Raw genomic sequence first — 13472 nt, forward strand, 5'->3', positions numbered from 1 at the left:
GGATTTCTTCCTTTTTTTGTTGAATGAAATAATTTTAGTTTTTAAAGAAGGGAGAACAGCGATATGTATCATATTCGTGTCCGCGCTTGTGCTTTAATTATTGAAAATGACGCTGTACTTCTTGTTGAGTTTCAAGACGAAAACGGATTACATTACAATCTTCCAGCAGGTGGCGTAGAACGGGGGGAGTCATTGATTGAGGCGGTAAAACGGGAGGCATTAGAGGAGGCAGGCGTAGAAGTAGAGGTCGGTTCGATTGCATTTGTACATGAGATAGCTCCTCACCTGCAAAAGAATATTTCTGTGACATCGCCACATCAAGTAAGCATCGTATTTGAATGTAAACGGATTAACGATTCCATCCAACCTTGTCCGACTTCACCGGACGAAAATCAAACAGGGGTAAAATGGATTCCCCTTTCTCATCTCTCCCGGATTACTTTGTATCCGAATATTTCGCAACATATTATTGAGTACGCGAACCATCGCCGCTCATTCAACTTAATCGAGGAACATACATTATCGTACGAATGAGGTGGGAAATGATGAACATTCGAAAAGCAACGATCAATGATGCGAACGGAATTGCGACCGTGCATGTGGAAAGCTGGAAAACAACGTATCAGGGAATTGTTCCATCATCTTATTTAGCACAATTGCGCGTTAGTGAAAGAGAACAGAATTGGCGAAGAGGATTACAGCAACAGAAGCACCATATTTTTGTTGCTGAAGAAGACGGAAAGGTATGCGGGTTTATTTCCGGGGGCAGCAATCGGGCTACAAAAGGAAAGGAAGCTGATTACGAAGGCGAAATTTATGCAATTTATTTGCTGAAAGAGGCGCAAGGAAAAGGTATGGAACGAAACTGCTCGAAGCTTTAGTGCGTGATTTTCGTAGTGACGGGATTTGTTCCATGGTCGTGTGGGTGCTTGCCGATAATCCATCGCGGCAGTTTTATGAGCGTTTAGGGGGAAAGAAAATCGCTGAAGAAGTCATAAATATCGGTGGCAAAGAGTTAAACGAATGGTGCTATGGATGGAGAAGTATTGAATGTTTAGCGTAGTAACGGATGGCTGCCTGAATTATGATGGCAGCCAAAAAAATTTAATAATGAGTGATTACTCACTTTACAAAATATTTTTTTTGTATAAAATAGAAGTGAGTAATCACTCACGAAAGGAAGGGTATGCTATGTCAGAAAAGCCGTGTATTTGTATGAAACATGTATCTAAAAGTTTTGGTAAAAAGAAAGTAATTGAAGATGTATCTCTTGAGGTATACAGCGGGGAAATTTTTGGGATGCTCGGACCTTCGGGAGCAGGAAAAACGACGATTGTCAAAATGATCGCTGGAATTGATGAAGTTACCAATGGAACGATTGATGTATTAGATACAAAAATGCCTAGCCTTCATGTCATGAAACGAATTGGTTTTATGGCACAGTCTGATGCCTTATACGGTGAGTTAACAGCGTTAGAAAATTTACAGTTTTTCGCTTCGATTTATGGATTAAAAGGGAAAAAGCAAAAGCAGCGTATTGATGAAGTCATGGAGCTTGTCAATTTAACAGACCATATTAAGAAGACTGTCAATCAGTATTCAGGCGGGATGAAGCGGCGCTTGTCACTTGCTGTTTCCTTGTTACATGAACCGGAAGTATTAATCTTAGACGAGCCGACGGTCGGAATTGACCCATTGCTTCGCCAAGCCATTTGGGATGAGCTTGAGCGAATTCGACAAAACGGGACAACGATTGTCGTGACGACTCACGTCATGGATGAAGCCGAGAAATGCCAGCGTTTGGCGATGATTCGTGACGGTCGTCTCATCGCTGTAGGCAGCCCAGAAGAGCTAAAGAAAAGAACAAATTCGCAAACAATCGAACAGGCATTTTTGCATTTTGGAGGTGCACGACAATGAGAGTTCGCGCGATCGTCATTCGAATCATTCGCCAGTTTTTCCGTGACAAACGAACGCTTGGATTAATGATTGTGGCGCCGATGTTTGTGTTGTTTTTAATGAATCTTGTGTTTAATGGAGAGGAATATAAACCAACAATTGCTGTTGATAAAAATGTTCCAGAAGTTGTTGTTGAAAAATTAGCGAAATCCGATGCTGACCTCAAAGAGCTTACGAAAACGACAGCTCGCAAACAGCTAGAAAAGCAACAAATTGATGCATTTATGGAAATGGATGAAGGAACTCCGAAAATTACGTTAGAAGGAAGCGATCCAACTGTTAATAAAGCGGTACTTATGGCTGTACAAAAAGCGTTTCAAGAATTAGCTCCACAAACACAATCGTTGCAATTGAAAACAACGTACTTACACGGTTCGGAGGATATGGCATTATTTGATAATTTCGGACCTGTGTTAATTGGCTTTTTCGTTTTCTTTTTCGTTTTCTTAATCGCCGGTGTTTCTTTCCTTCGTGAACGTACAGGGGGAACGCTGGAACGCTTGTTGGCGACGCCGTTAAAACGTTGGGAGATTGTTGTTGGCTATGTCATCGGATTTGGGATTTTTACAACGTTTCAGGCGAGCTTAATTTCTTGGTTTGCCATTGATATTCTTGATATGATGATGGAAGGTTCTTTCTTCTACGTGTTATTGATTACATTCTTATTGGCAATGACCGCTTTAACATTAGGAACGTTACTGTCTGCCTTTGCGAATAATGAGCTACAAATGATTCAATTTATTCCGTTAGTTGTTATACCGCAAGTTTTCTTTTCCGGCTTGTTTAATTTAGATACAATGGCAGAGTGGCTTCGTTCATTAAGCGTTGTCATGCCGTTAACATACGGAGCGGATGCGCTTCGGGAAATTATGATCCGCGGCAGCGGTTGGCAGGAAATTGCCCAAGACGTATATGTTTTACTTGGCTTTTCCGTTTTGTTTATGGTATTAAATGTGGTAGCATTGAAAAAATATCGAAAACTGTAAGGAGCAAATATGGATGAATGAGCAACAATGGCTTGAAGAGCTATTGAAAGTAAATGGAGAAGACGTAAAACTAAGCGAGAAACAAGTGAAAATTTTAGAAGCGGCGATTGAAATGTTCGCTGAAAAAGGCTATGCCGCCACTTCAACAAGCGAAATCGCCAAGAAGGCAGGTGTGGCGGAAGGGACGATTTTTCGTCACTATAAAACAAAAAAGGATTTACTCTTGGCGATTGTCACTCCAACGCTGTTTAAATCCGTCGCCCCATTTTTAGCGAAAGAGTTTGTCAAAGAAGTGTTCGAAAACCAGTATCAAAGCTATGAAGATTTCATTCGTACTCTTTTGAAAAACCGTTATGAATTTGTAAAAAAATACATCCCAGCGATCCGGGTGTTTTGGCAGGAAATCGCGTTTCATGCGGAAATTAAGGAGCAATTTCAGCGTATTTTTACGGTGCACGTATATGAAAAATTTAAGCGGATCGTGGAACATTTTCAAGCGAAAGGAGAAATTGCCGCGATTCCTATTGATTCGGTCATCCGCATGACGATTACGGCGATTGCGGGATTTTTGATGACGCGGTTTATCGTGTTGCCGGATTCCGAATGGGATGACGAAGCAGAAATGGAACGGACGGTTCAAGTTTTGATGCACGGTCTTGCAAAAAAATAAACAGAAACGCCTAATCCGTATAAATCGGATTAGGCGTTTTGTTTATTCAATGCCTTAGCAACAATGTTGCCATTTTCGACACTGATTTGGATAGCGTGAACATTGGCCGTTTCGTCAAGAAGGACATCAGCGATTTGGTCTTCGACGTGTTCTTGGATAACGCGGCGGAGCGGGCGAGCACCGAACGCTGGATGGTAGCCTAACTCCGCTAATTTTTCTTTCGCTTCTTGCGAAACATGAATGCCGATGTGTTGTTCTTTTAATGTTTTTTTCAATTCATCGAGCATGAGATCGACAATTTGTAACATATGCTCTTTTTCGAGCGGTTTAAACTCGATAATTGCGTCAAAGCGGTTTAAGAATTCTGGTTTGAAATAAGCATTTAACGACTCAAGAACGCTTGTGTGCGTTGACCCTTGCTTTTCGAATCCGACCGTAATTTTTTTATCGGTAGCACCGGCGTTACTTGTTGCGATAATAACGGTATCTTTAAAGCTTACGGTACGGCCTTGGCTGTCAGTGAGACGTCCATCTTCTAAAATTTGTAGGAAAATATGCTGCACATCTGGGTGCGCTTTTTCGATTTCATCGAGCAAAATGATGCTGTAAGGATTTCGGCGTACTTTTTCAGTAAGCTGACCGGCTTCCTCATGACCGACATAGCCAGGCGGTGAACCGATTAATTTAGAAACGGAATGTTTCTCCATATATTCGCTCATATCTAAACGAATCATCGCATCTTTTGAGCCGAACAATTCTTCCGCCAATGTTTTTGATAATTCTGTTTTACCAACTCCAGTTGGTCCGATGAATAAGAACGAACCAATTGGACGATTTTTCGCTTTTAATCCTGCGCGGCTACGGCGGATTGCTTTGGCAACTTTTTTCACTGCTTCTGCTTGGCCGATCACTTTTTTCGCTAAATTTTCTTCTAATTGCTTCATTTTCGTTTTTTCATCGGCTTGCAGCTTGCCGACAGGAATGCCGGTTTTTTCTTCGATGATTTGTTGAATATCGCTAACGTCAACGATTGGTGTTTCTTGCACATGACCGTTTTGCAATTGCTTTTCCAATTTGAGTTCTTCATCGTGTAATTTTGCTGCCAATTCGTAGTTTTCTTCTTTTACTGCTTTTTCTTTTTCTTTCGCTAGTTGGGCGAGCCGCTCTTGAATTTGCTTTTCATCCGTTGGGGCAACGCGTAAGTTCGCTTTTGAACCGGCCTCGTCTAACAAGTCGATTGCTTTGTCTGGCAAGAAGCGGTCTTGGATATAGCGATGCGATAATGTGACGCATGCTTCAATCGCTTCATCTGTATATTTGACATGATGGAATTGTTCGTATTTCGCTTGAATGCCTTTTAAAATAGCAATCGCTTGCTCGACTGTCGGTTCATGGACGATGACTGGCTGGAAGCGGCGTTCAAGTGCAGCATCTTTTTCAATTTGGCGGTATTCTTTCAACGTTGTCGCACCAACGACCTGCAATTCACCGCGTGCTAGAGCAGGTTTTAAAATGTTGCCTGCGTCCATAGAACCTTCTGCAGACCCTGCACCCACAAGCAAGTGAATTTCGTCGATGAAGAGAATAATATTTTTGCGACGTTGCAATTCGGCGATCAATTGCTTCATTCGTTCTTCAAATTGTCCACGAATGCCAGTGTTAGCGACAAGTGAAGCCACATCTAACAAATACACTTCTTTATCAAGAAGCTTCGCCGGAACTTGTCCCTCGGCAATTTTTAAGGCAAGACCTTCAACGATCGCTGTTTTACCGACGCCTGGTTCCCCGATTAATACAGGGTTGTTTTTGTTGCGGCGGTTTAAAATTTCAATGACGCGTTCAATTTCTTTGTCGCGACCAATGACAGGATCAATAAGTCCAGCTTTGGCGAGCTGTGTTAAGTTGCGACCAAATTTATCTAAAAAGCCACCTTTGCCATTTCGATTTTGATGTTGGGATACGTTCGGTTGTTGAACGTCCATCTCATGAGAGAGTGTGAATCCATTCATGAATAAGTCTTCAAATGGAAAAGATGGAAAACTTCCGAATCCAAAGTTCGAAGGAATCGTCATTTTTTGTTGTTCATAACAAGTATGGCAAAGATGCAATTGTTTTTTCTCATGATTGAATTGGATATTCAAAAAGACTGTTGCTTCGTTTTGTTGGCATACTTGACAAAGCATGAGGCATAACCTCCTTTTTTAACAGTTTGACTTTGATTATCTTTGACCTTTCTGATTTTATTATACTTTGACCTTTTTTGACGTTCAAGTCTTTTTTTAAAATTTTTTGTTTGATTCGTGAAATGTTTTTGAAAAAAATGTGAACAATGGCATATGAGAGTACGCAAATATGATATAGTGAACAAGGAAAAAGGAAGCAAGGGGAGAAGAGAAAATGAAGAGAAAATTTCTGTTTTTAGCTTTTATGACGATGGTCGCTTTTGTTTTGCTTGCTGCTTGTAACCAAGAAAAACAAGAAGAGAATCAGCCGGCGGTTCTAAATGTAAAAATTAAAACCGATGATCATATTGAATTAAATAAGGAAACGGAAATTGCTTGCCTTGTTACATATGGAAATGAAAAGGTTACCGACGCTGATGAAGTAAAGTTTGAAATTTGGAAACAAGGTAACAACCAACATGAGATGTTAAAGGCAAAACATGAAGGAAATGGAAAATATGTCGTCAAAAAAACATTTACAGAACCGGGGACATATTCGGTTATTGCTCATGTAACGGCACGCAATATGCATAACATGCCGAAAACAGATATCGCTGTTGGACAAGCATCGAACATGCCAGCTGAACAAAACCACGATCATGATGGAGAAGAACACCATGATCATCATTCAGACGTCACCATCATGCTTCATGAACAACAATATCATGTGAATGAAGCGAAGGAATTAACGGCGCACATTACGCATGACGGCCAGCCGCTGACTAACGCTACTGTTCGCTTTGAAGTATGGAAGGAAAATAGCGAAAAACACGAATTTATTGATGCTCATGAACAAGCCAAAGGCGAGTATAAAGCAACGACGACGTTCAAAGACAAAGGAGTTTATTTTGTTAAAGTGCATGTAGAAACCAATGAATTGCATGATCATCAAGTGGAACAAATCACTGTTCAATAAGAAAAGGGATGCCCGCAATTAGGGCATCCTTTTTCTTATTCCTTTCGTCTTTCTTTGTCTGTTTTTACATATATATGGAACATACATAGGACAAGAAGGACGAGGTGACGAGGTTGGTAGGAAAATGGTCAGGGGCTTGGCAAATTGCGGCTGTATATGTCGGAACGGTCGTTGGCGCCGGGTTCGCGACGGGAAAAGAGATTGTAGAATTCTTTACACAATACGGTGAATTTGGAACGGTCGGCATTGTAGTTAGTGGCGGACTGTTTACGTGGATGGGAACACGAATGATGATGATGGCCCGGCGGATCGGAGCAGTTTCTTATAAAGAATTGAACGATTATGTATTCGGAAGAGCAATGAGTCCGCTTATGACCATATTAATGACATTGATGGTGATTGGAGTGACATCGGTCATGGTGGCAGGGGCAGGAGCAGTGTTTGAAGAACAGCTTGGTCTGCCCAAACAAGTGGGGATGTTTGTTACGTTATTATTATCGTTTATTGTAATGCTTTACGATATAAAGGGGCTATTTAGTGTCAATGTTTTCATTGTTCCGATGATGGTATTATTTAGTTTTGCAGTTCTAGGAAAAATGTTGCTCAGTGAAAAGTGGTGCGGGACCGGTACGGTCATGCCGGATTATTCATTAAAAGCGTTTCTTTCTCCGTTTTCTTATGCAGCTTTTAATTTAGCAATGGCGCAAACCGTTCTTGTTCCGTTGTCACAAGAGGCAGCCGATGAACAAACGGTGAAACGAGGAGCGACGCTCGGCGGCATCTTGTTAACGATGATTTTATTAAGCAGCCATTTCGTTTTATTATCATTCCCTCATTTGCTGCGCTACGATATTCCGATGGCGGAAGTGATTCATACGTTTTTCTCGTTGCTGTATTGGCTGTATATTGTCGTTATTTATGGTGAGATTTTCACATCGATTATCGGCGGAATTTTTGGTTTGCAGCGGCAATTTCGCTCGATGTTCCGCGTTTCTAATGTTCTTTTTCTTTTTGTACTGTTTCTCATTTTCTATGTGATTAGTTCATTTCAATACAGTTTCTTATTATCGTTGTTATATCCGCTCTTTGGATATATGAGTTTTCTGATGATGATTTTATTGGTCTTCCGCAAACTTCCTAAATAATGAGAGGGGCATTTGTCACCATTTCATATGACAAATGCCGGTATCCATTTACGTTTTATAAAAGCGGTTGACAATTTGTTCGAGTTGCTGAACAGAAGCGGAAAGCAACTCGGCTTCTTTGGCAAGCTCATGAATCCCGTGAATTTGTTGCTCTAATCCTGCCGTGGTCTCATGGACCATGTTCGTAAAGTCATTAGCGATCGTATTCACCTCTTCGATGAACTGCTGTAAGGAATGTCCATTGTTTTTAATCGTGTCGACGTCATTGCGATTGCGCAGTAAAAGTTCTCTCATTTCTGAAAACATATGGTGAAATGATTTCATTGTTTTGCTCGTTTTCCATAAAGATTGCATCGTTTCATTGACGTTGTGCCCATTTTGCTGCACTGCTTGTACCGCATTATTCAGCACATTTGTCATCGTTTGCAGCGACGATAAAATTTGTGCAGCAAAAGCATTCGTGTCTTCAGCTAATTTTCTCACTTCAGCAGCAACAATCGCAAATCCTTTTCCTGATTCGCCTGCCCTAGAAGCTTCAATCGAAGCGTTTAACGCCAGCAAGTTTGTTTGTTTAGCGATCGCGGTAATGGCGGAAATCATTTCGCCAACGCGATGGGCTTCTTCAGCGACAGAATGAATCAAAGCAGTCGTCTTGCTCATATCTTGTTGCATAATGTCCATTTGCTGTTTCGTCGCTTCGATGAGACGATTTCCCTCGTTCACAGATGTCATCGCTTCTTGTGCCTGTACAACGACACTTTCAAAGCCAGTTTGCATTTCGAGTACACCTTGCACCATGTCTGTCACTAACAAGTTTGCCTGTTCCACGGATGACGTTTGCTGTTTGGCACCTTCGCGAAATGTTTCCATAGCAGCGGCGATTTCATCGAAAGATTCAGAAATTCGTTTTGTTTCCAACTGCTGTTGTCGGCTCACTTGTTGAACTGTTTTTGTCGCTTTTGCTAACTCTGCTACAATTGTACGGATTCCTAAGATCATTTTGTTTAATTCATAAGCAATTTGATGAAATTCGTTACGTTTACGAGCGGTCTGCACCTCCGCATGCAGGTTTCCAGAAGAAACCGAGCGGGTGACTCTATACCAATGCCGCAGTTCGTTGGCGATCGTTCGGTAAAAAAGCGCACTGATGACGAGACTGAATAAAATAGTAAGGATACATACCAATAAAGGAGACAAAGAAAAAAAACATGTAATAAGAAAACTAACGACGGCTGGTACAGTGGAAAGAACAAGAAAACGAAGCTGTAAATACGGTTGGTGAATCAATCTTCCCATTCGTAAGTTAAAGCGCTTTCCATCTTTGTCAGTGAATAGCGGACAACTGGCGTCAACGAGCATTTCTCCCGTATCCCGCATATATGCCTGCAAAAGTGGTTTCGTTGTTTTTGCCGCATTTTGCCCGACCTCATCGGAAAACACTCTTCCTTCTCGCAATCGGTTCGTATGAATGATGGCATAACCTGTTTCGTCTACAATGAGGAAATATTCATCTTGTTGTAGCTGTTCATCAAGAAGCGCCCGAAGTTGTTCTATTTGGGCATCGATCGGCTTGGTTCCATCCATGCGTCGTTTAAGATGTTCCGCCACTTCGACGACTTTTTGCAGCGCTTGTTGAGCTTGTCTTTTTTTTAGTAATAATTGTTCCATCGCCTTCCCTCCTATTTTTTCTATTTCTGCTTCTTTCAATATATACTGAATATTTTGATATATCAACGTAAAAAATGGGCATGGTGCATAAAATGAGACAATGATTGGAAAACTATCCGTTAAATGAGCGAACGAGGGGATAGGCATGTCCATTTTTTCCTTTTTCAAAAAAAACAAATCAAAAGAAAAGACAAAAACATTGCCACAGCTATTGAACGAATTGAAACAATCGAGCGACTTTGCGAACATTCAGTTTGAAACAAGGGGGAACCATATTTCGATTTATTATTTTGACTCATTAATCGACCCGAAGTTGCTGCAGCAAAATGTTCTTTGCCATCTACAAAACGATGTGCCGGGACGTTCTTCCCTTTCCCTTGATGATTTGCAACAAATTCTTCCTGTTCAACGCATTGAAGTAACAGATAATGTCGAAACGATCGAGACGAAATTGTTAAAAGGCTTTGCGATGCTTCAGTTGAACGAAAACAAGCGCCGTTGTGCCCTCATTAATTTAGCGAGTGAAAATTTAGGATTACGGCCAAACAATGATTCCGAAAACGAATTTAGCGTTGTTGGTCCGAAAGTCGGCTTTGTGGAGAATATCGGGACCAATCTTCATTTAATAAGAAGGCAGCTCGTTACTCCCAACTTAATTTTTCGTGAAATGACTATCGGTTCCATGTCAAAAACAAAAGTGGTGGTCGCTTATATTGACGGGATTACAAACGAGCAAACGGTTCAAACGGTTGTTCAACGATTAAATGATATAGAATTCGATATTGTTTTTGACAACTCATTACTGGATCAAATGATTTCAGATAACTCATCTTCTCCATTTCCGCTGTTTGTCTCAACGGAGCGGATTGACCGGGTTGTTTATGCATTGGTTGAAGGACAAGTCGCCATATTTGCTGATGGTTCTCCGTATGTCATTACCGGTCCATCGACATTGTTTCATTTTTTTACATCGCCGGAAGATTACTATTTACCTTGGATTCTCGGTTCTTTCTTTAGACTTATTCGCATTTTTGGAGTCATGTTTTCGACTCTCGCCTCTCCCATTTATGTAGCAGTGCTAACATACCATTATGAAATGATTCCGAAAGATTTGCTCGGTCCTATTATCTTTTCCCGTTCGAATGTTCCGTTTCCGCCGATTTTAGAAGTGTTATTTTTAGAAATTACAATTGAACTGCTCCGGGAAGCCGGGGCACGTCTTCCAACAAAAGTAGCGCAAACTCTCGGGATTGTTGGCGGTATTGTCATTGGTCAAGCCTCAGTTGAGGCAGCGTTAACAAGTAATGTATTGCTGATTATTGTTGCGTTAGCGGCTCTTGCTTCATTTACGACACCAATTTTTAAAATGTCAAATACGATTCGCTTTATTCGCTTTCCGATTATTTTCTTTGCCGCATTTTGGGGCGGTGTTGGGATTGTATTTGCTATTTGTCTGCTTCTGATCCATTTAGGAAGGTTACAATCGTTCGGCAGCCCTTACTTAGTGCCGTTTTATCCATTGCGCCGGAAGGATTTTGTAGATAGTCTTGTTCGTTCATCGTATAGCGGGACAGTGAGGCGTCCGAGTTACTTACGTCCCCGTACATTTTGGCGCTATGATCCGAAAAAAGCCAAGCAGAAAAAAGACATTGATGAGTAAGGGGAGACAAATTGATGAAACGAATCGCTTTCATTCTTTTGATTATGCTCGCTCTTACAGGGTGTAAAAATTATCGCGTTGTTGACGAAGTGCAAATTATCCAAGCGATGGGCTATGACGTTAAGAACGGGAACTATATCGGAACAGCGATCTATCCAACATTTAAGCAAGGGCCGATGACAAAGCCTAATATTTTAACGACGTCATCCTCTACGACATATGATTTAATTCCGCGACTTTCGTCTAAGTCGGCTTTGCCAATTGAGGAAGGGCAGCTGCGTCTTGTGCTGTTCGGCGAAGAATTTGCGAAAGGAGGGATTACGGAAGTTGTTCATAGCTTAGCGCGCAATAATAAAATAGGGAGCCGTTTGCAGTTAGCAGTGGCGAAAGGGGATGCGGAAGAACTGTTGCGGATTACAGCAAAGAAAACATTGAGCGATACTCTCTATCTGTCTAACCTTGTCGAACAAAACATTCGTGCAATGAACTTACCAAAGATGAACTTACATCTTTTTTTGTATAACTATTTTGGCAAGGGACGAGACCCTTTCTTACCGTACTTTGAGAAAAAGGGAGATTTCGTAAAACTAGAAGGGATTGCTTTATTCAAAGATGGACGATTTGTAGGGAAGGTAAATTTACGCGATTCGTTTCTAGTCAAAGTGCTGTTAAACGAAACGAAAAACGGAATGTATCAATTACGGGTAGCGGATTATCGTAAAAAAGAAGAAAGCCGTGTTTTGTTGCAAAATTTATTTGCCCGATCTCGTTACGAATGGAAGAAAAGAGGGGAACGGCCTGTTTTAACGATTTCTATTCATATTCAAGCAGCGGTGAAAGATTATCCATCGTGGTTGGATATGCCACAAAAAAATACATTGAAAATGGTTCGGGAAAAAATGGAAAAAGATATCGAAACGAGTGTAAAGAATTTAATGGAGTATTTCAAAGAAAAGGAAGTCGACCCGCTCGGAATTGGTGATTTTGTTCGCAGCCAGACGAGAAACTGGAACGAAGAAGAGTTTTACAGAGAATATAAGGAGATTGATATTCGTCCGCATGTGAAAGTTGACATTATTCAAACGGGAATTGGAGAGTAGATGCTTAAAAAGCGGACGAAGCGAGGAGGAGATTTTTCATGAACGAGCAAGGGAATGAGCGATTTTTGATTTCACCGTTTCTCGTTTTTTTTATCATCCACTGTTCTCAGGTAGGGGTTGGTGTCCTTAGCTTTCAACGAGCAGTAATGAAAGAAGCAGGCCATGACTCATGGATGAGTGTCATTGTTGCTAGTTGTGTTGTCCATGTGCTTATATGGATAGTGTATAAAATTTTTCAGTCCGCTCCAAATGCGGAGGACATTGTTTCCCTTCATGCCCAATACCTTGGAAAATGGTTGGGGAATCTTCTTAGCGTTTTGTTATTGATATACTTTTTTTTGCTCGCACTTACTGTATTGCGCACGTATATTGAAATCATTCAAGTATGGATGTTTTCGCTTATAGGAGCATGGCAATTTAGCCTTATTTTTTTATTGCTCACGTATTATACAGTATTGAGTGGCTTTCGGGTTGTCGTCGGTTTATGTTTTTGGGGAGTCGTTATTCCACTTTGGGTCATTTTACCAATGCTGTTTTTTCCACTTGAATATGCACATTATCGCAATTTATTACCAATCTTTGATCATTCATTGATCGATATTTTCCGTGGGGCGAAAGCGATGACGGTTCAATATCTTGGGTTTGAAATGCTACTTATGTATTATTCATTTCTCAAACATCCCGAACAGTCCCATAAGTGGGCACAATGGGGGAATGCATTTACCACATTCATTTATTTAATCGTCATTTTTATTTCGCTTGTGTTTTATAATGAAGAACAAGTACAGCATATTATATGGCCGACGTTGACATTGGCAAAAATTCCAGAAGTTCCGTTTATCGAACGGATGGAGTATATTGTCCTTTCTATTTATGTCCTTGTGATTTTTCCGATTATTTGTTTAGCGGTCTGGGCTGTTTCGCGTGGCGCGAAGCGAATATTTTCTATTAAGCAGCGCAAGTCTGTACCTATTATTTTAAGCTTATTATTTGTCGTTTCTCTGTTCATCGTTCAGCGAGAGAATATTGAGAAATTAAACATGTTGACATCGAAAATAGGCTTTTATGTCGTCATCGTGTATATTCCTGTTTTGTATATTTATGTATCGATTGCGAAACGGTTCAAAAAAACTGTTCAACAGTAAG

At 40.8% G+C, this 13472-nt stretch carries 11 protein-coding genes and 1 pseudogene; 10 read left to right on the top strand and 2 right to left on the bottom strand.

Annotated elements, in window-relative coordinates; translation table 11 throughout:
- Window positions 1-63: 63 nt before the first annotated feature.
- The 5 genes and pseudogenes from ISX45_RS02085 (at window position 64) to ISX45_RS02105 (ending at window position 3615) form a co-directional block, all read left to right on the top strand.
- The gene (locus ISX45_RS02085; protein WP_181555165.1) at window positions 64-534 is read left to right on the top strand and encodes an NUDIX domain-containing protein; all 471 of its coding nucleotides are present in this window, start codon (window positions 64-66) and stop codon (window positions 532-534) included.
- 11 nt (window positions 535-545) lie between these two features.
- Window positions 546-1063 (top strand): annotated as a pseudogene (locus ISX45_RS02090) (N-acetyltransferase family protein).
- Window positions 1064-1191: 128 nt separating this feature from the next.
- Window positions 1192-1920 carry an ABC transporter ATP-binding protein gene (locus ISX45_RS02095; protein WP_194519875.1) on the top strand — a complete coding sequence of 243 codons (729 nt, stop codon included), beginning with the start codon at window positions 1192-1194 and terminating at the stop codon, window positions 1918-1920.
- Window positions 1917-2945, top strand: a complete 1029-nt coding sequence (locus tag ISX45_RS02100) for an ABC transporter permease (protein ID WP_194519876.1) — start codon at window positions 1917-1919, stop codon at window positions 2943-2945. The genes ISX45_RS02095 and ISX45_RS02100 overlap by 4 nt, the downstream gene beginning before the upstream one ends.
- A gap of 13 nt (window positions 2946-2958) precedes the next feature.
- Window positions 2959-3615 carry a TetR/AcrR family transcriptional regulator gene (locus tag ISX45_RS02105; protein ID WP_194519877.1) on the top strand — a complete coding sequence of 219 codons (657 nt, stop codon included), beginning with the start codon at window positions 2959-2961 and terminating at the stop codon, window positions 3613-3615.
- Window positions 3616-3644: 29 nt separating this feature from the next.
- On the opposite strand, the gene ISX45_RS02110 is transcribed toward ISX45_RS02105, so the two are convergent.
- On the bottom strand, window positions 3645-5798 hold the full coding sequence (locus tag ISX45_RS02110; protein WP_194519878.1) for an ATP-dependent Clp protease ATP-binding subunit: 2154 nt from the start codon (window positions 5796-5798) through the stop codon (window positions 3645-3647).
- Between the two features lie 214 nt (window positions 5799-6012).
- Between ISX45_RS02110 and ISX45_RS02115 the strand changes: the two genes are divergently transcribed.
- Window positions 6013-6753 (top strand): FixH family protein, encoded by a 741-nt coding sequence (locus ISX45_RS02115; protein WP_194519879.1) that lies wholly within the window; start codon window positions 6013-6015, stop codon window positions 6751-6753.
- A 104-nt stretch (window positions 6754-6857) separates the two neighbouring features.
- The gene (locus ISX45_RS02120) at window positions 6858-7898 is read left to right on the top strand and encodes a YkvI family membrane protein (RefSeq protein ID WP_194519880.1); all 1041 of its coding nucleotides are present in this window, start codon (window positions 6858-6860) and stop codon (window positions 7896-7898) included.
- Window positions 7899-7946: 48 nt separating this feature from the next.
- Here the strand turns inward: ISX45_RS02120 and ISX45_RS02125 are convergent, their stop codons facing one another.
- On the bottom strand, window positions 7947-9566 hold the full coding sequence (locus tag ISX45_RS02125) for a methyl-accepting chemotaxis protein (RefSeq protein ID WP_194519881.1): 1620 nt from the start codon (window positions 9564-9566) through the stop codon (window positions 7947-7949).
- Between the two features lie 145 nt (window positions 9567-9711).
- On the opposite strand from ISX45_RS02125, the gene ISX45_RS02130 reads away from it, so the two are divergent.
- From ISX45_RS02130 to ISX45_RS02140, 3 genes are read left to right on the top strand one after another with little or no spacing between them, the layout of a single operon-like run.
- Window positions 9712-11226, top strand: a complete 1515-nt coding sequence (locus ISX45_RS02130) for a spore germination protein (RefSeq protein WP_194519882.1) — start codon at window positions 9712-9714, stop codon at window positions 11224-11226.
- Between the two features lie 14 nt (window positions 11227-11240).
- Window positions 11241-12326, top strand: coding sequence for a Ger(x)C family spore germination protein (locus tag ISX45_RS02135; RefSeq protein ID WP_181555155.1), 1086 nt, complete (start codon window positions 11241-11243; stop codon window positions 12324-12326).
- A 38-nt stretch (window positions 12327-12364) separates the two neighbouring features.
- The gene (locus ISX45_RS02140; protein WP_194519883.1) at window positions 12365-13471 is read left to right on the top strand and encodes a GerAB/ArcD/ProY family transporter; all 1107 of its coding nucleotides are present in this window, start codon (window positions 12365-12367) and stop codon (window positions 13469-13471) included.
- The last annotated feature ends 1 nt before the right edge of the window (window position 13472 follow it).

Source organism: Thermaerobacillus caldiproteolyticus (genome assembly GCF_015326725.1).
Taxonomy (GTDB): Bacteria; Bacillota; Bacilli; order Bacillales; family Anoxybacillaceae; genus Thermaerobacillus; species Thermaerobacillus caldiproteolyticus.